Below are 20,700 nucleotides of genomic sequence, written 5' to 3' on the forward strand. Positions count from 1 at the left end.
AAAGGGCGTGGCCATCCATCGCCTATGAACCATGCCCGAAATGACTAGAAAATCGCGTCCTCTCCGAGGTCGGCTTCGGGCTAAGCTTCGCTGTCTCGATCCGCCGAGTTCGGAGAACACGGCGACCCACGGCGAATTAACCGTGACGTACGCTTGACGAACCTTCTTGTACGCTCACCTGAATGGAAACTCGATCGATGGTTCGTTTGATCAAATCGGTTTTGACGATTGTCGTTGGCACAGTTCTGTTGATCCCGATCGGCTTGGCAGCGCTCAAGGCGACCGGCAACTTGCCCCGACCGCTCGTCGACCGCGCGATCAATCAATTGCCGGTCGAATTGACGTCGGCTGTCGGTTTGCGGTCGGCCGATCCGGTGGTCGTCGGCGATTGGCCTCCGGTGCGTGGCAACAAATTCCCCGATTTGATCCTGGCCGACCAGACCGGCCAAACCGTGCAGCTGTCCGATTTCTCGGGCAAAGTCATCTTGGTCGAATACGTGGCGATTCCATGCGAGGGTTGTCAGGCGTTTTCCGGCGGTAAACAACACGGCGCGTTCGGCAGCTTTCGGGTTCAACCGGGACTGGAGTCGATCGAACATTACGCGCAAGAATACGCCGGGGTCACCCTCGGCAGCGAGGACGTGGTGTTCGTGCAAGTCTTGCTGTACGGAAAATCCGTCTCGGCCCCGACCCAGTCCGAAGTCGCCGACTGGGCCGTACACTTTCATCTCGATCGCGATGCCAACCAGATCGTGCTCCGAGGCGATCCGTCGATGCTCAGCCAAAAGACGTATGAGATGATCCCCGGGTTTCATCTGATCGATCGCGACTTTGTCCTGCGATCCGATTCCTGCGGTCACCATCCCCAAGACGATCTGTACAAAGATCTCTTGCCGATGCTGCGGACGCTGGCCAGATAAGATGAAGCGTTCATCGATAGCGGCAATCATGGCGCCGCATTCTAGACATTGCATCTGGTTTTTTGAAGCAATCGCGGTTTGAGTCTTCGAAATCGCTTGCGGAGCGCACCTCGAGCCCAGCATACTAGTGCTTCGTCAATCCTACGGAATTGGGATTGCGCAACCGTTGGTGTCTTGCCTTGAGGCGATTTCCCCTCGCTGCTCCGCAGCGACAGGGGCGGCTAAAGCCTGGACACCAGCGCTGATTGTTGACGAAACACTCGTTCCGACTCGTCTGCTGTTTCCATTCATGGAGATCTTCGTGACACGTCCATTGTCCATGACCGCGCGTTCGAATCGTTTCCTCCGCCCCCACATGTTGTGCTGGCTCGTCGCCCTTTTGACTGCGATGCCTTCGATCCAAGATCCATCGACTCGGGCGTTGTACGCCCAAGAGGCGGACCCGATCAGTGATCGCGAGCGGGTCAACGCGGAACGCTACCTGCAAGTCTTGCTGCGCCGGCCACGCCCCGGTGTCGCGCTGGATCGTGTCTACGGGTACCACGTTCAAAACGATTCCTTGGACGACCTGGAACAACAGCTGTCCGATCCCCAGGCGGACGATGCTGGTCAGCGGCAAATGGTTTGGGGGCTGGTTCAATTGCAACGCGGTCGGTCGGCCGAGGCGGCACAGATTCTGGCGGCAGCGGAATCAAAACTCCCCGACGATGCCGCCTGCAGTTTCTATCTCGGACGCGCCCTTCTGGCGGTCGGCCAAACCGAGCAGGCCGCCGCCGCGATGGAGCGGGCGATCGATCGCGGGCCGTCACGTACCGAAGCGTTGCCGATGTTCACCGAGCTGGGCCGGATCTACAGTCGCGCCGGAGAACGTGAAAAGTCACTCGCCGTTTGGACTCGGCTGGAACAGCTGTTTCCCGGCGATACCCGAGTCGGTGGCCAGATCGCGCGGACACTTGCCGAAGAAGGCAATCATGAAGAAGCCCTGCGACGCTATGAACAACTTGCAAAGGCATCGCGAAAACCCGACGAACAGATCGCGATGGCGGTTCAGGCGGCCGAAATGCGACGGCACCTCGGCAAACCGGACGAGGCGACGGCGCTCTTGGAAAAAATCCTGTCGCGATTGAACCCCGGCAGTTGGCTGCACACCGATGTTCGCAACCGGATCGAAGCCGGCTTTCTGAAGTCGGGTGACTACGACGCGCTGGCAAACTACTACAAACAACAACTCGCCGAGCGGCCCGATGATTTGGCCCTGCAAACCCGACTGGCACGGATCCTGATCACGGCGGGCCGTCTGTCCGAAGCGAAAACGTTGTTGGTTGCGGCAATCGAGCGGGCACCGGAGGACACCGATGCCCGCACGACGCTGATCGACGTCTTGATCAATCAGAACGAGGTTGCCGAAGCGGCCGAGCAGTTCGCCGAACTTGCCAAACGCGACGCGGACAACCCCGACCATCTGGTCCGTTGGGGACAAGTGTTGTTGGAGGACACCGAGACGCCGCTTCAGCAGCGGCGCGACGCGGCCGCCGAGGTCTGGTCGCGATTGGCCGCCGCCCGCAGCGACGACGCCGTGACGCTGTCGCAAGTCGCCGACCTGATGCGCGGCATCGACCGCAGCGAAGACGCGATCGCGCTGTATCGCCAATCCATCGAAGTGGATCCCACGTCTCCCCAATACCGAGAGTACTTGGGCGAATACCTGCATTCGCTGGACCGGAAAGACGAAGCCATCGAGGTCTGGAATTCGATCGCCAGTGATGACCGCCGCGGACGCGAGTCGTTGGTCCGATTGGCCGAAGTGCTGGGGACATTCAAGCTGTCCGACCTGGCACTGGACGCTTGGGACCAAGCCGCACAGTTCGACCTGACCTTTGCCCAAGAGCTGCGCTACGCGGCAAAGCTGGCCGATGCCAAACAATACGACAAAGCCCTGAAGAGACTGGATGCGGCCGAAACGATCGCTGAATCGCCGGACGAGCAAGAGCAGTTGCTGAAAGACCGGATCGCCGTGTACCAATCCTCGGGAACGTTGGAACAGCAAATCCGAGAACTAACCGATCAACCCGAATCGGTCGATTCGTTGCGGACGTTGGCGTTGATGCACGGCGCGGCCGGCAATCTGGTCAACGCGGAACGTTCGATTCAACGAGCCCTGGAGATGGAACCGGACAACACCGACGTGTTGCTGGTCGCCGCCGACTTGGCCGAGCGTCAGAACCGTCTGGGCGATGCCGCGGATCTGTTCGAACAACTGGCCACCGCGGACAGCCGGTTCCGCACCAATTACTTGCAACGCGTCGCCGGATTGCAAGTCCGTCTGGGCCAGACGGACGAAGCGATTCACACCTGTGAGGCCGTCATCGACGCCAATCCGGCCAGCCCCGAATCGTATCAGTTCTATGCCCGAACCGCGTTCGGCATCAACCGCGATGAAGAAGCGATCACCGCCCTCCGCCGCGCGATGACGGTCGCACCGCGAGACAACGCACCGCGACGAATGTTGGCCGCCCATTTCGCCGACCAATATCGCACCGACGAAGCGATCGAGTTGTTTTGGCAGGCGTTCAACTATGAACCCAAGATCGACGACAAGATCAACGTGATCCGCTCCCTCGCCCCGCTGTACGATCGCAAAACCGACCTGCAGACGTTGATCGGGCGGATCGAGGAGATCAATCGCAAGGATGGAAACACTCGAACGACCAGCTTGATGATCGCGGCGGCCCACGAATCGGTCCAAGACTTTGGTGCGGCGATCAGCGCGATCGATCAATTACTGGCCGTCCAGCCGCGCGACGTGACCTTATTGGAAACGATGGTCCGCTTGGCCGATGCGGCCGATGAAGTGGAACAGGCGGCGGAATACCAGCGGCGAATCACCGAACTGGCCGGCACACCCGAGAATCGATTCAAACTGATCCAGTATCAACTGGAAACCGGCATGATCGATGTGGCCCAGGCCCTGTCCCAACGGCTGTCGTTCCTGTCCGATCCGTCGCGCCTGGGTGCCATGATCCGTTCGGCAGCCCGACGCGGAGATACCAAAACGGCACGCGCGATCTGTGAAGAAGCGCTTCGATCCGACGACAGCTTGTGGGACATCAAACTTGTCCTCGCACAGTTGTTGTTGATGGATGGGAGCGACGACGAGACGGATGCGAACCGGACCCGTGCGGTCGAACTGGCCCAGCAGATTCGAACATCCGATTTCCCCATCGACGCTCCGGCACCGACACGACGCAAGCAACCCACCCGACCGTCGACGACGAATCGACGACCGCCGGGTTATCAATCCAACCCGATGTATTGGAGCCAATCGTCTTACCAGTTGGCTCGGACGCTGCGGATCGGCCGATACGCCAATGCGTCCTACTCCTATTCCACCACGACGACAACGATCGAGCCGACGTCGTTCGGACATGCCCGCGTGATCGCCGCGTCGTTGATCTTGATGAACGAAGCGATCGACAAACTCGGTGACGACGCAACCGAGGCGGTGCAGGCGAAGCTGGACTCCGAGTTTGCGGTCGCCGATTGGGACAGTGTCACCGACCCGCTGGAGATCTGGGAGCGGTTCGCGCTGACCAATGTGATGTCGCTGGTCAGCAATCAGCCATCAGCAAGTCCGTTCGGCCCCACACCGTCCAATTTGTCCGGAGCGGCCAAAGCAAAAGCAGAGGCCAGGCGCGAACAACAGATGAAGATGATGTGGCGGCTGGCAGAACTCGATCCCACCTATGGAATGACGCCGCTGTTGCAGTTCCTTTCCCAGCGAATGATGGCCGAAGCGATGCCGGCCCAACAGCAACCCGACATGACGCCGTTGACCGAGGAAGAACTTGAGATTCTGGCGTCGATCAACCAGCGCGTGCAAGCGTCGGGACTGTCATCTGCCCTGTTGATGGGAATGCCACCCGGCGCCGCGGAAATGATGTTCCAGGCGATTCTGGGTCACGAGTTCCGTTTAGCCGGCCAAGAAGAGAAAGCGGCACAATTCGCGCCCGAGCCGCCGGGTGAGGATGCCAGCTACGACGAGGTTGTCGCCGCGATTCAATTCTATCTGCGTCTGGGAAAACCGGAGCAGGCCGACGGATTGGTCAAGCAACTGTTGCCGGCCGCACGACGCGAAAAAGCCAAGGCACCGGTCCAGGGATTCAGCCCCATCACCCAGGTCATGATGGGAGGCGGCCAAGATGCCAAAGCGTTTGCCGAGCGGCACGAAAAGGCGATGGTCGACGCCGTGATCGCAAGCTGGTCCAAGTCGACACTCAATACATCCGGTCGTTCGACGTCACTCGGCGATGGCTACGTCAACACCTACACCCAGATCGGTGGCGGGTTTCGCTCGGTCCGTGTTCGCGGCCCGTTGTCGCCTCGCTTGCTGGATTCCAACTTGGCGCAGCAGGTTTTGGCATATTCCTCTCAGGATGCCGCAGCGACAACCGTCAGTCCCCAGCCCGCCTCGCCGACGCTGTCCACGGACCTGATCCAACATCTTCAAACACCACTCAGCGACGCACCACCGGAAGAACAGAAGACGCGCGGGGTCGTCGCCGCGTACGCCCATTGGTGGGCCGATCGCCCGGAAAAGTGTTACGAGGTGTTGGTCGAACTGTGCAAGCAGTTTCCCAGCGACGTCGACTTGCAGATCGAGCGTGCCCGACTGGCCAGCGAACTGAAGCAACCTCGATTGGCACTCGAAACGCTAGATTCCTTCAGCCCGTTGGACAGTCGAATGTTGGTCCGCAAGGAAATGGCGGCGATGAATTTGGCCGCCGAGATCGGGGACACCGAACGGGCCAAAGTCGCCGCCGAGCGTCTGTTCGGTATGCGGCTGGATGTGCAGATGCAACTCGCCCTGGCCGATCAGCTGAAACGATTGGGCCTGAACGACCAGGCCGCCGCGATGCTCGCTCGCACACGAAGCGGCCGCGTCCGTGATGAGAACACCGAACTGCAAATTGCACGTGCGTTTCTCTCGGCCGGGGACAAAGAGGCGGCGGCCGAGGTCGCTTACTCGCTGATGCGACGTCTCGCTTCGGGCCGCTCCCAAAACAGCAACCAATCGTACTATCAACAACAAGCGGTTTCGGTGTTGCAGTCCGCGGGCCGCTTGGAACCGCTGATCGAGCGCGCGAAGCGGCGCGTCGAATCCTCCCCCAAGGCGATTCGTCCCAAGCAGGAATTGGCCGAATTGTACACCGCCGCGGGGCGGGCCGACGAAGCGAACCAAGTCTGGGAAAACCTGTCCGAGGATGTGCCAGTCAGCGCGCCTCAAATGATCGCCCGCGCCGACGCCTTGGTCAAAGCCAAAAAGAACAAGGAAGCCGTCGAGTTGTACTTGGACGCGTTCGAGAAAGACCCCAGTCGGTTCAGCAACGACTATTACAAGATGACCAACGCGGTGCGCTCGGCGGGTGAAGAAGTGATCGACCAAATGTACCGTCGGTTGATGAAGTTCCCGGTGCAAAGCATCCCGACGTACCGCATGGATGAATTGGCCAGGTTGGGATCCCGCGACGAGCTGAGTGATGCCAAACGGGACTTCATCGCGCACCTGTTGAAATCTCCCGCCGCCCAGACCCAGGTCTACAACATCGTCCGCAATTTGCCGGAGGAACAACGCAAGCAGATTCCGGAATATCGCGAGGCAATTTTAAATGCCGTTTGCAGCAACGACGCGTTTTCGGCCAACTCGCAACTGTGGGCCGTCAACAGTCGCAGCAGTGGCGGCTTTGCGATCGGACCGCTCGCCGACACCTTGGCGACGATCCAGAGTGACGCCGACGCAAACCAACAATTCCGCCAAGCGGCTACCGAGGCGCTCGAGAACGAGTCGCTTAAAAAAGGCGCGACGTTCCTGTTGGCATTGGTCGACACCGGCAAACCGGAACGCGTCTCTGAAAGCCTGGCGACGATGCGGGAATGCATCCGGCGCGACGAGGACGATCAATCCAAGACGCCGACGGTCTGTTCCGGGCTGTTGTGGCAAGCCGGACAGGTCTTGGAAAACGTCGACGGTGTGCCGGCCGACTTCCTGGTCGACGTTTACCAAGAGGCCAAGCAATCGAGCAATTCCTCGAGCAGCAGTCCGCAGTACACACTGGATTCTCGATTGATCGAAACCTTCAAGAAAGCCGAGCGATTCGACGAGGCCCGCGAGCTGCTACTGAAACTTTTCCGAGTCACCGATTTTTCAAGCCAAAATCAATACAACCCGGGCTACGGAGACTATCAGCAGTTGGAATGGTATCAGTGGGTTGCCGAGCAATTGGTCGCGTGTCAGGCGCCGATCGATGCATTGACCGTCTATCATGCCGGATTGTCCAAGCCGGAGCGTTTTGAAAGTGCAAAGCGGTGGGGCGGCAGCCGCAACCGAAAGGAAGCGTTTGAAAATGGGGCGGGTTTGGCGGCCGAAAAGATCACCCCCGAAGTCGCGGCGAACCATCTGATCCTTCAGATCGACGCCTGGGAAAAGGATCTGGATTCGAACCCCGTCGAGTTGATGGAAGCCTCATCCGACGCGATCGCGGGCTCGGAGGCACCGTCGAGTTTGGCCCTTGCGATTCGCGTCGCCGTTTCGAGTGACGATTCGCGAGACGCCGCCCGTTCGTTTGCCGAGCGCGTAGGCAAGCTGGCGGAACATCACGCCGATTCATGGCAATTCGCGGCGCTACAATTGATGACGGCGTGTTACCTGGGCGATAAATCCACTGCGGAATTTGCCAAAACCATGTTCGAACGATTGCCGGCCGAATCCGAACTCGTCGGCAAGGGCAACCAGGCCATCGACCGCGTCAAGGCCACCGCGTTGTTCGATTTGTATCCGGTCGCCCGGGCGGCCAGCCGATCAAAACGGGATACGGATCACGCGATCGGCGAACGATTGGTCCGTTACATCGGCAAGGTGGCTGAATCGGCCAACGATTCGTCGATCACCCTGGCACTCGCGGAAATCAGCGGCGACGCGTCTGAATCGCTCTCCCGGATCTTGGATTTGATCGCCGCCCAATCGGACGCGAACGCGCCGCTGTCGCAATCGTTGGCGGAACACTGTTTGCAGGTCGCCAAGGACGCGGCCAAAGCGGGCGAGATCGACACCTCGCTGCGGGCGTTGCGATTGGCGCTGCAGAACGGGCCGCCGCTGAGACAACTTTCCGGCGGCGGCGGCGATGCGTTCGCGATCACGTCGTCACGTAACCAACCGGCTTACACCGGTCGCGAGCAACAGACCGAAATGGATCTGTTGGCCCAACGCGTCTCCACGGTGACCGACGCATTGTCACACGCGATCAGCATTTCATTGGAGTTCAAAAAAGGTTCGTACCGGAATGACCGCGAGGCAAAGATCGATCGCCAGGCGATCGGCAAAATCGCCGACGCCTATTTGGCCATCCTCGTCCCCACCAGCCGAGCCGAGGCGGTGTTTGACTATTCCCAACGGATCGCGTCGACGTCCTATGATCCCTTCCGATCCGACGGCGACATCGTCGTCAGCTCGGCGTCGATGGCGCTGGCGACCGCGGCGGCGCTGTCCGGCCGCACCGACGACGTCGCCGCGACACTTGAGAAACGGTTGGAATCGGACCAGAAAAACGTCGAACTGTCGATCGCGATGGTTCAACTCGCGTTTGCCGCCGAGCAACCGAAACGGCTTGCCGCGTCGCTGGACCGTTTGATCGCGGCCCTCGACGAACCCTTGCCGCCACTGGGGCAACGCTCCGCAAACGCCGGACCGGTCACCTCGATCACCAGCCAGATGGCCAATGCATCACGAGAAAAATCCGATGTGATCGATCGGGTGATGCAAGCGGTCTGGCCGATCATGGCGTCGGAGTTCCTCCAATTGGACGCACCTTCCGACGACGCCGATTTCGCGACGGTCGTGACAAAGCTCGGTGAGCTGATCAGCCGCACCGATGCGTTGATCAATTCGGACAGCTACACCGCCAACCGCCACCGCTTCATCCGCCGACAGCTTGCCCTAGGACATGTCGCGATCGCCAAGGCCAGCGGTGACGGTGAAGTCATCGACGACTACATCCGATCCGAACTGGAGACGATTGAGACACAGAACTACCCGAGTGGTGCCGACATCCAGGACTACAAACGCCGCAGCCTGGAACGATTGACCGTCCAGTTGATCGATGACGGGTTGATCGAACACCTCGCCCCCGTCTTCCGACAGGCCATCACGGACCATCTGAACACGCAGCGAAAATATTCCAATCGATTCGAATCCCACGTCTGTCTGGCGATTTCACAACTGCCCGTCGATAAACGCATCCAACTGCTGAAGAAGCTGACGTTCGGTGCCGACGATGAAGATTCCATCGTGTCTTTCGACGCCTTGGTCAGCTATGAGATCCCGCCGCCGATCGTCCGCCGACAACACCCGATGCTCGATGCGGTCTTGAATCTGCAAACGAGCACGGACAGTTTTCCGGTCGTCAATTCGTTGGTGATGTTGATCGATGCCGCGGTGGCAACGCAAAATGCCACGTCGCTGCTGGAACAATTCCAGCGAAATCGAAAAGCCGCCGGCGATGAAGCGGATATGGCGGCGGCGCTGTTGACACTGGCGATCGCCAAAGCCAACCGTGGCGACTCGGCATCGGTCATTGCCGAGATCACGCCGACGTTGCAAGCGGTCGGCGATCGCTTGGCCAAGAATCTGCCGAAACAGAACGACAAAACGCTTCGGTTTCCGGCGTTGGAAACACACTTGGTCGTCCGTGCATTCGAAGCCGGATTGCCCGTCGCGATCGCCGAACCGATGCTCCGCCACATCAAGACCTACGCGATCCGCGGACAACGCAATTTCATCACTTCCGCGGTCGCTTCCGCAAGGGCGGCGATGGGCGTCGGACGAGCCGCCCATGCAGCGACCGAATCACCGCTGGAACATTTTATTGTCGTTCCGATCTCCGCACGCTATCGCGGTGACAACGTGTTGTTGCCGCCGATGTACACGATCAAACCCGACGGCTGGATCAGCGGGACCAGCGGGTACGAGCAAACGTACCTGATGTTCAAGTATCCGCTCAGTGGTTCGTTCACCTTCTCCGCGGAAATTCAAGACGGCGGCTGGGGCGAAGCGGACCTTGCCTACGGCGGCGTGATTTACCAAGCCAATGGGTGGCAACAAACCGCGAAGGTCTATGGAATGGGCAACCGCGGCAATGTTGAATTCAAGGTCGACTCGATTCGCCAAGGCAAGCTGAACGTCGAATCCGTTTCGGTTTCCCCCGACGCCGTTGAAGGGCTGTGCAACGGCCAGTCCTACGTCAACGATACCGTGACGACGTCGTATCCGTTTGTTTCGGTCCATCACCACAAGTACCGCACGACCCAATTCCGTAACGTTCGCTTTTCTGGTTCTCCCACGATCCCCGACGAAGTCAACTTGATCGATCCGACCATGCGGGGCTGGGGCGTTCTGACGCGCGGGAAATCGATCCCCAAGATGTTGCTGCCGATCGGACCGAAACAAAAACGTGAGGGCATCCTAAAATTCCGCGAAAAGATGGAAGCAGATTTGGCCAAGGGTCCTTTGGTCGGCGGTTGGAGTGTCCGCGAAGGGAAACTGCATTACCGCGGCGAACCGGCGAGCAGTCGCAACTATGACCCCGCCAGCCACATCGAGTACTTGCGTCCGATCCAAGATCGTGAATCGATCGAAATTGAGTTCTTTTGGAAGTCGGGTCAAACCGAGTTTTGGCCGACGATCGGTCGCACCGTGTTGCAACTGTCGCCGGAAGGAACCACGCCCGACTGGATCATCGCCAACGGCGATTTGGCATCGGTCGGGTTCATCAGCGCGACGGACCTGGATCCGCCCTACGAACCGATCGCCGCTGAAAACGTGCCCGAGGAGGATGCCTGGAACAGCTTGCGGATGTCACGTGACGGTGACCACTTGGCTCTGACCCTGAACGACAAACCGTTGACATCGATTCCCGTCCAAGGGCACGAGCGACCGGGCGTGTATCGTCCCGAAAGCCGCGACCTGGACGTCCGCAAGATTCGGTTGACCGGCGACTGGCCCGATGCAGTTCCGAAGGCGTTGATGGCGAGTCCCGAATGACGCAGCTTCGTTTTCGGGTTCGTGTGGAGAGTCGCCGTCCTCTCCGAGGTCGGCGCGGGGCAAAGCTTCGCTTTTTGGGTTGCCGAGTTCGGAGAACACGGCGACCCTCGGAACACATCGTCAAGCACGAACGCTGAACTTCGGTTGACTAAGCGTGTCATCCCATGCACCGTCATTGCGGGCTGGTAGAATGTGCGCTGGCTGACCACGCCCCCGTTCGACCACCCCCGGCTCTCCGATGACTCGCTTCCTGGCATTGCTTTTGTTCGCGTCGACGGCGGTTGCCGTCGAGCCGCCGCGTCTGCTGGATTCCGACCTGCAAATCGAATTGATCGCCTCGGAACCGGAACTCGTGACGCCGACCGGTTGCTGTTTCGATGACGACGGTAGCTTGCTGGTGATCGAGTGCCACACACACTTTCCGCCGGAGGACTACGCGGGGCCGAAAACCGATCGGATTTATCGGTTCGATGATCGCGACGGCGATGGGGTGCTGGATCGGCAATCGTTGTTCTACGAAGGCGGCACGGCGTCGATGAACATCGTCAATCTCGGCGACGGGTCGTTCGCCGTCGCCACACGTAGCGATGTCGTCCGTTTGCGAGACAGCGACGGCGATGGCGTTGCCGACCAACGCGACGTGCTGCTGTCGCACAACACCGCGGCGAACTATCCCCACAACGGACTTTCCGGTCTCGCGCTCGCCGCGGACGGTTGGCTGTATGTCGGCCAAGGCGAAAACTTTGGCGAACCCTATGAACTGGTCGGCACCGACGGGTCCAAACAAATCGGGGGCGGGGAAGGCGGAAACGTCTTTCGTTGCCGCGTCGACGGCAGCGACGTCCAGCGCGTCGCGACCGGATTCTGGAATCCCTTCGGATTGTGCTTCGATTCCTCGCATCGGTTGTGGGGCGTCGGCAATGATCCCGATGCGATGCCGCCGAACCGTTTGATGCACATCGTCCCCGGCGGTGATTACGGGTTCCAATTCCGCTTCGGCCGGGCCGGCGTTCATCCGCTGCAAGCCTGGGATGGCGAGTTTCCTGGAACGTTGCCGATGACGGCGGGCACCGGCGAAGCGGCCTGCGCGGTCGTCCCCCACGGAGCCGACCTGTGGGTGACCAGTTGGGGCGACAACCGGATCGAACGCCACCGGCCGGTCGAGCGTGGGGCGACGTGGGGGACGACCGCTGACGTCGTGGTCCAAGGCGACGCCAGTTTTCGTCCCGTCGCCATGGCGGTCGCCGGTGATGATTCCCTCTACGTCACCGATTGGGTCGATCGCAGCTATCCGGTGCACGGCAAAGGGCGTTTGTGGCGAGTGTCGCGCAAGTCCGACACGGCGAACACCGACGCCGATCTACCGAAATTGACGGCCACGGAAAAACAAGCCGAGCGGCTTCGCAGCGATGATACCCCGGCGGTCGATGCCAGAATCCAGACGCTCGATAGCCCCGATCCGTTTCTCAGCCAAGCCGCGATGTTCGGACTGGTGCAAACGAATCAGTTGTCGTCCATCGAACGCGCACGGGCCGCGACGGCGGAGCAACGTGTGGGATTGTTGACCGCATGGCGTTGGCAGGAATTGGTCGCCCCGGAAAATCTGTCCGCCGACGAGCGTCGCGGCTGGATCCAATGGGGTTTGCAAGACGATTCCGAATCGGTCCGATTGGCGGCGATCCGCTGGGCGACCGAACGCGATTGCAAGGACCAACTTGCGGCGATCCGAAGCCAGCTGCAACGCCCCGACGTGTCGCCGCGATTGTTTTCCGCCGTGATCGCTTCGATCGCTTATCTGGAAACCGGTTCTACGTCGGGCCGAAGCCGCGATCCGGCGATCGAAAAACTGATGGTCCAGTTCGCGGGGAATCCCGATCACGCCCCGGCCCTGCGCGCGATGGCCATCCGACGGATCCCCGCCGATGCCAAGGTCCCCACCGACCAGCAGCTTCGCCAGTGGGTCGATGACCAACGCGAGCGTGACTTTGCGATGGAAGTCGTTCGATTGTTGGCTGCTCGTGGCGGCAAGACCGCCCTGGATCAACTCGCCGGGATCGCCGGTGAGGAACGATTCGATTTGGAAACCCGCGCCGATGCGTTGGCGGCACTCTCGCGCAACGCCGGTTCCTATGCCGCGTTGATCAATCGGTCCTCATTACCGAAACAGCCGGCGACGTTACGCACCGAGGCGAGACGCATGTTGAAACGAAATTGGGCGACCGACCCGAGTCGCCCGCACAAAGACGATCTTGAGGCCTGGATGCGATTGGTTGGCGAAGGAGGCAACGTCGATGCGGGGCGGCGGGTGTTTTTTCGCACGACTTGTGTGAACTGTCACCGACACAGCGGGCGCGGCGCCCAGACCGGTCCCGACTTGAGCACGCTATCGGGCAACATGACCCGGCAACGCGTGCTCGATTCGATCCTGCATCCCGGCAAGGAGGTCGGGCCGCTGTATGTGCCTTGGCAAGTCCTGACGACCGATGGAAACGTGTTGACGGGATTGAAATTGGATCGCGCCGGTGCGGGCAACAGCATGCGGTTCCAAGGCGCCGACGGCGAGATCTTTGAGGTCCCTTTGGCCGACGTCGAACAACAGGAACCGATCGATCAATCGATCATGCCGACCGGTTTGGAAAGCACGATGGGCATCGACGAACTCCGCGACCTGATCGCGTTTTTGACGCAGGAGTGAGGTTGTTTTCCGCCCGATGAGCGTGGAAGAAGAGTCGGCCAAAGGCCGTTTTCCAATGTACGATGGCCCTTCCGGGCCGTCGTCCGCTGGACTCCCCGCGACGACCCGGGAGGATCGGCCCGAACAGCCCGGCCCAGCAAAGCGGTGCCAACGGCACGCGCATTGGCCAACGGCCATGCATACCCATAGCCTGGGGCAACGCCCCAGGAACCCGACGCATACGTCAACGCATTGGCCAACGGCCATGCACAACACCGTTGGACGACGACACGGTTGTCCATGGCCGTTGGCCAAACCGATTCGTTGCGTTCCCCATTCCTAGGGCGTTGCCCTAGGCTACGGATGTTGGCGGCCGTTGGCGAAACGGTCTGGCGGGACCGTCAAGCTTCGGAGCCTCCTTTCTCGCACGCAGGATGGTCCTTCCGGAACGTCGTACTTGGATCCGAGGGGACACCAACCTAAGGCGCCGCGACGTCGTGCAGGGTAGCGCCCTTGTCGTCGCTGAGCACCAGGATGGCGTAGCGCTTTGCGCCTTTGGCGTCGGCAGCGCTGATGCTGGTGTAATCGAACCGCCCGCGGCCGTCGGTGTATCCGTCTTTGTAGAAGCGAACGCTACCGTCACCGTAGCGGGCGTAGACCTTCACGTACGCTCCGACGACCGGACGATGGGAAGTCGCGTCGGTGGTTTGCAACTGTCCGAAGGCGTCGCTGACATAAGTCGTCAGCTCGCCGCCGTAGTACAGCGTCGTGTTGCGTGAGGCTCCGACGTTGGCTTCGACCAACAGCGTCTTGCTGCGCAAATCAGCGGGGATCGGGTAGCGTGTCGTGCCGGTCTTGGACTGCATTGTCAGCGTGTCCGCCCGGGTCGGTCGAACCATCGCGATGCGTTGCAAATCGTTACGGGCAAATGGGGCGTTGCTGAACAACAACTCCAGATCGACGCCGTACAAGTTGATGTCGATCTGATCGGCATTGCGATGGTCGATCCGGATCGTGTCGTCTTCCACACGCACGATGACTTCGGGGACTGCCGCGGACGCTTGGCTGTTGGCACGTTCTCGATCGGCGATCGCCAGGTCGGCAGCCTTGGGCGAAACCCCGGTATCATCGATCGCCTTGGCGGGGCCGGCGGAGACGAGTTGTCCGGAATCCATCAGCTCGTATCGCTGCAGAACGTGCAGCGCCATTTGGGCGAAGCGATCGTTCCAACGCGGCACCGGATGGGTTTCATGGCGACCGGCAATTTCCAGGGCTCGCTCATAGTCGCCCTGGTGCAGCGCCAGATAACCCGCCAAGTAATCGTACTGCAACTGGCTGGCGACCCGCTCGCGGTCGAGCGTGTTGAACGACTTCATCGCTTCCTCGATCCGATTCTGCAGCAACAGGAAATAGGTCAGCGGCATCTTTTCGACGTCCGCGATTTCAGCTTGGAACCCCAACCGTCGCACGAATTGTTGGTAGTGGCTCAGGAATTTCGGGTTCAAAATCTCGTCGACTTCGCCCAGTCGATGAATTCGGGCGCGAACCAACGGGGCGTATTCCAAGTGTTCATAGGCGCCCTGTTGGATCGAATCGACCGACAACAGCGTCGACTCCAGCGACGGGCCGACACGTGAGATCAGATCTTGTCGCAGTGACAGGAATCGTCGCATGGCGTCCCGGTCGTCGTGCTGGAACCCATAGGCCCAGACGGCGGCCTCGGGTAGCCGGGCGTCCTTCATCACACCGACGACGGTTTCATAGACATCGCGGTCTCGCATCCGGTGCAACACGTGGGTCCAATCCAATTCGTGCAGGTTGGCTTCGTCGAGAAACGATTTGATTTCAGCGGCCGAACCGTCCCGCGCGAGCGATTGCCAGGTCACGGTGTCGTCGTTCCACTCTTCGGCGACGCGGAATGTTTTCTCCGATCCACGGGCCAGCAACGTCTCGCCTTGCGACACGGTGGCCGGATAGTGGACGAACTCGCCCGGGGCGGGAAAGTAGAACTTGTAGTCGATCGACGAGACGGCAAACGGAGCCAGTTTGATCGTCTTGCTGTCGGTCACTTGGCTGCCGGCCAGCGGGATGCTGCCGGCAGGGATTTGCCAGAACAGTTCCACGATCTTTTCGGTCGCCGTCGGGTTGGAGACGACCACCTGTCCCTGATAGGCCTCGCCGCTGACAAACTGATCGGGTTCGTGGAACGGTTCGTCGGAGCGGCGATCTTGATCGACTCGTTGGAACAATTGACCGATCAAGACACCCGCGCCGTCTTCCTGTGGTTTCAAACTTCGCAATCGTTTGGTGACCAACGCCACCGCGTGTTCCGGTCGATAAACCGTCTCGGGCTTGGAGGGCAATGAGATCTCACCGGACTCCAGTGGCAAGCCGCACATCGCCAACGCGATCAACGCGGAATGTCGATTTGTCGCGCACTCGAGCAGGTGTTTTGAAACATTGGGAACAGATGTTTCATCCTCCCACTCGCTGTGGGCCAGTTCGTTCCAAAATGCGTTGATCGGGATCAAATCGATCGGCAACGGGCCGTCGACGACGCGGACTCGGTCGAAATGGCTTTCGGCCCACTGCTTGGTGCTGTCGAGTTCCTGGTAGAGCGCGAAATCCGCACTGAGTCCAAGTGCGCGTCCCCGAAACATCTCGGCCCGCTGCGGTGCAGCCTTTTGCATCCGTCCGAGTTGTCGCGCCACAGTGGCGCGATCCCCCATTTCGAGCTTCTTTCCCGCGGAGCCTCCGTATCCACCCATGCCACCACCCATCCCGCCGGCCATGTCCATGTCCATGTACAGACCATCGTCGGCTGCTCCGAAGGGATCGGCCTTCGCTTCCATCACGACCGCCCCTTCGGCAAACTCCGCCGCGCCGGTCACAGACATTCGGCTCGATCGCAGGGCACTTTCGATCAACCGGCGGCTCGCCCCGTGGTCTTCCTCCAACAAGGCGACCGATTCAAACAAATCGCGGCGAATCGACGACCGCAGCGCCGGGACTCGGATGGCCAACAACGCTCGTTCGGCGGCGCTTAGACGTTGGTATCTCCAAAGTGTCGCGTAATCGGACAGATCGTCGCCGAGCAGCCAGTGATCGATGAACTGTTTCTCTTTCTTGTTGCTCAAGTAGGGCTTGATCACAGCATTGAAGAACTCACGATCATGCATCCGCAAGAACAGGTGCAGTTCGTGGCAGGCCAGTTCGCTGTAGTGTTTTAGTTTTTCTTCGGTGCTGAGCGTGTGCCAACGACCGAGCACTTGGAACTCGTCCAGACGTTCGTCGCCGACCAGGGTTCGATACAGCGTCATCAAGGATTCGACGTTGCCGTAGACCTGGACCTGGGCCGATCCGAGTTGGGCCAAGTCCAGCGGGTCGTCGGCCGAGACGATCGAAACGGTACGTTGGAAGGAAAGGGATTGGTCCAATGGCAACGAATCGGCCAACCGAAGGTCTTCGGTTTCGGCGTCCGGCAACGGTGCCGTGAGGGTTCGACGCAAAACGGTCGCCGGATCGGCAACGATGACTTGCACGATCGGCATCCCGTCGATCAGCTCGGCCGGGACGGTGACGCGGCCATCGGCATCGGGGATCAAGTTTGCGGCGACGACGCCGCTGTCGGACAAAAAGTCGTAATCGGGAGCGGCATCGGCGCCGGTTTGACGACTCATTTCACTTTCGGGCGCACGCATCATGCTGTCCGTTGGCGGCGCCGCCGATGCCGTTGGGGCCTGTCCCCCGCGGGCACGTTGGCTTTCGTTGGCCGTCGTTTCGGTTTCCCAAGGATTCAGCAACACACTGGGCTGGGGCAGCATCACGCCGGGGTATTTTGCCGCGTATTGGCGACGCAACACATACTCATATTCGTCACCCAACCGCAGGTCGCTGACGTAGCCACAGCGACCGAGCGACAATTGTCGCCCCCGCAGCGAGGGCATCCCCAAATGCAGATCATCCAGCGGCGAATGACGATCGAAGTAGCGTGACGCCACGACGTGCACGCGGGCCAGGTTCGTGTTCCCGGCCAAGGAAACGCTCACACTGCCGTCGTCGTTTCGTTTGACGTCGTCGATGGAGATCGGCACGGCGACACTCCGTTCGCGATGACGGATTTGACCGACCAACACGTGATCGATGGTTTTCCCGTCGACAACGGCGATCTGTGTTTCGTTGCCACTGCGACGGTCGATCAGCCGCAAGTCTCCCGCCGGCAATTTCGACGCGACCAGAAACCCATTTTCAATTCGCAATTGATCGGAATGGTCGGCGTGATTCTGGCCGTCTCGGGTGGCCAGCAACCGGAATTGATCAACCGCGGCACCATCGACCAAGGGCAATCGCAGGTCGTCTTCGGTGGACAGGTGCAGCGCAGCCGGCCAAATCTGTTGATCGAGCGACAAATCGAATCGATGTTGGGTTTGGCCCGCGATTCCGTACTGCAATTGCCGGACACCGGCCAAGCGCCCCAATTGAATCTGGCCACGATCGTCGCTTTGCAGGTAACGACTGGGTCGGACGTCGCCGATGTCGACGGCAAATTCCAACTGCACCGTGGCACCGGCGACCGCTTCTCCGCTGCGGCCACGCGTTTCAATCACGTAGTTGTCGCCGTTGCGAGTCAGGAAGGCATCAACCGTGTGGATCGTCCGGCGGATCCCCGCGATTTGGACCGAGTGACTGGTGCGGAGCTCTCGGTGTCGGCGGTCGGACAGACCGACGACATGGCCGGACAATTCAAAATCGATCTGCGCGACCCGAGACGGGACGCGAAAATCCAGCTGCAACTCCTTCGCTTGATCCAATTCCAGGCCGTTGAACTGTTTGCTCGTTTCGATGCCGTCCAGATCGGTGGCCACGATCCGTAGCGTTGCCTCCTTCAAGATCGCCGGGTCGACCGGCGCCGTGCCCAACTGCAACCGGGGTCGGACCAGCAGCGTCGCGGTGCGGCCGGACTGAAGCAGCGTCTGGTCGACAAAGAAGCCGGCCGCCAAGGAATAGCTTTCTTCCTGCTGTTGAAACTTGATCGCTTTGGCGATCTTACCGTCGCTGACGATCGCCTTGCGCGGTTTTGCTTGATTGACCATCGGCAACAACACACGACCGGATTGGTCGGCGGCAAACTCTTGGTTCCCCAGGAAAATCTTTGCCGTGGGGATCGGGGTGCGGTTTTCATCCAGCACCGTGATCTGGATCCCGTTGGCGTCCTCGGCGCGAACCGTTTGCAGGTCACCGCGGCGAATCAGCGTTCGGGCGCGAAGCCCTTTGCCGACCAGGTCGACGATCCAGACGCCACGGCCGCTGGCTTCGGCGATGGGAATCGTTTCACGATGTCGCTCGATCGCCGGTCGGTCGTACTGGATCGTCTTTTCATGCGTCGCGATCAACCCATCCAGTTCGACGTCGGTGTCCAAACGGCCTTCGTTGGTGCGGTGGAACGCCAACGAATTCATTTCGTAGATGCGGACGACCAGCTTGTCGATATTCTTGACGTCGACGATCAACTCGGTGGGTTGTTGCGAGTCGTAATAGATGGGATTGGTCGGCGCGAAGCTGAGCTGGATCTTGTCTCGCAGCTCGCGACGCTCACCGGCCGAAAGCATGTCGTAATAGGGTTGCGGATTGGCCACGCCGGCCATCAATTTCGTGCGGGCAAACACACGTCGCAGAAAATCGGGTTGGAGGTAGCGTTCGTACGCGCGGGTGTGTTTTGCGTCACGCAGAAAATGTTCCAGGTAGGTTTCGACCAACAGTTGTTCGTTGCCGATCGGCGGCAGGATCGCGATCTGGGAAAAGTCTTCGTTCAGGTTAGCACGTGATCCCGACCGGGCGAGCAAAGGGCTGATCAACGGACTTTGACGCGGCAGTTGCAGGTAACGCTGAAACAGTTCGGTGTCCCAAACGCCGGCCGCCAGATTGGATTCCAGAAGTCGATAGGCGGCCGATGCCTTGAGCGAGTTGTACGACGCGGGAAGCGTTTGCACGTAGGCTTCCAAACGTACCAGGTACGCGCGCCGCAGGTCCGGTTGTTGGCTGATGTCGACGTCCGCATCCGGTCGCAGCATCCGCAGCTTGGCATGGACGAAGGCGTTGTCGTCGGCGACCGACGGCACCGATCGCCCGACGTTGTCCAGCTCACCTTGGGTGAGGAATCGGTGGGCCGAGAGATCGCCGAAGCGTTGGTCGCGGGCCGAGCGGGATTTCAGTTCCGCGATCACCAACTGGTCCAGCCCCTTCAAGTACGATCCGTCGACACGTTTCAAAAAATCATGCAGCGAAACCTGGGTCTGGTTCGCGTTGCCGGCCAGATACCAGTCCGCGGCGATCTGCATGCCGATCGGAGACAGCCGGACGTTGTCGCGAAGCGAATCTTTGACCAACTGCGGTGAATCAATAAAGTTGTCACCCAACTCGCTGGGGTAGCGGCGGCTGCCCTTTTTCGCCGGCGGGGCGTGGTAAAGTTGAATGCCCAGGCGTTTGACGAAGTAATCGATCGTTTGCTGGGGCGTGCGATCATACGTCAATAAACGTTGACGATCGGTCATCGAATGCATCAGTGCCGTCATCGCTCCATTGCGACTGGCCGACCACTGGTTCAGCATCACTTCGGCACGATCCAGCTGGGACGTGTTTTGGTAGTGCAAACAGTGATAGAAGAAGTAATCGTCGCTGCCGGGAATCAATTCTGCCAGAATCGCCTCGCGGTCCTCGGCCAGGGCAAAACGTTCCATCAATCCGATCGGTGCGGCCATGACAGTTGTGGGGATTAGCCCGGCCAGAACCACGCTGGTGGCCACCCACAGGGTGAGGGAACGCATGACGGCGGGGCGAGGCGAAAACTGGATTTGATCGTTCAGCATCATGACAGATCACCGGTGGGTGACGAAGAGGGACCGAATGCTCGATTCGTAGCACAAAAAAGCAGACGAGCGACGACGAGGCCGCCTGACGGTTTAACGTAGCCGCTGAGAAGGACGAAGGGCGTGCGGATTTCTTAGGAGAATCAG

At 60.0% G+C, this 20,700-nt stretch carries 4 protein-coding genes; 3 read left to right on the forward strand and 1 reads right to left on the reverse strand.

The features are described from left to right. Positions 1-197 precede the first annotated feature (197 nt). The 3 genes from H1B37_RS07605 (at position 198) to H1B37_RS07615 (ending at position 13,708) form a co-directional block, all read left to right on the forward strand. Positions 198-920 (forward strand): peroxiredoxin family protein, encoded by a 723-nt coding sequence (locus tag H1B37_RS07605; RefSeq protein ID WP_182866039.1) that lies wholly within the window; start codon positions 198-200, stop codon positions 918-920. Between the two features lie 388 nt (positions 921-1,308). Further along, complete coding sequence (locus H1B37_RS07610) at positions 1,309-11,013, forward strand: tetratricopeptide repeat protein (RefSeq protein ID WP_182866040.1); 9,705 nt, start codon at positions 1,309-1,311, stop codon at positions 11,011-11,013. A gap of 238 nt (positions 11,014-11,251) precedes the next feature. Continuing rightward, complete coding sequence (locus tag H1B37_RS07615) at positions 11,252-13,708, forward strand: PVC-type heme-binding CxxCH protein (RefSeq protein WP_182866041.1); 2,457 nt, start codon at positions 11,252-11,254, stop codon at positions 13,706-13,708. A 458-nt stretch (positions 13,709-14,166) separates the two neighbouring features. Here the strand turns inward: H1B37_RS07615 and H1B37_RS07620 are convergent, their stop codons facing one another. Beyond that, positions 14,167-20,556 (reverse strand): hypothetical protein, encoded by a 6,390-nt coding sequence (locus H1B37_RS07620; protein ID WP_182866042.1) that lies wholly within the window; start codon positions 20,554-20,556, stop codon positions 14,167-14,169. Positions 20,557-20,700 lie beyond the last annotated feature (144 nt).

It is taken from the genome of Stieleria mannarensis (genome assembly GCF_014154935.1).
Lineage (GTDB): Bacteria > Planctomycetota > Planctomycetia > Pirellulales > Pirellulaceae > Stieleria > Stieleria mannarensis.

What these genes read in the sequence shown, in the direction of transcription:
- H1B37_RS07605 (WP_182866039.1), top strand. Translation starts at nt 198, where the DNA reads ATGGTTCGTTTGATCAAATCGGTTTTGACGATTGTCGTTGGCACAGTT.
- H1B37_RS07610 (WP_182866040.1), top strand. Translation starts at nt 1,309, where the DNA reads ATGCCTTCGATCCAAGATCCATCGACTCGGGCGTTGTACGCCCAAGAG.
- H1B37_RS07615 (WP_182866041.1), top strand. Translation starts at nt 11,252, where the DNA reads ATGACTCGCTTCCTGGCATTGCTTTTGTTCGCGTCGACGGCGGTTGCC.
- H1B37_RS07620 (WP_182866042.1), bottom strand. Translation starts at nt 20,556, where the DNA reads ATGATGCTGAACGATCAAATCCAGTTTTCGCCTCGCCCCGCCGTCATG.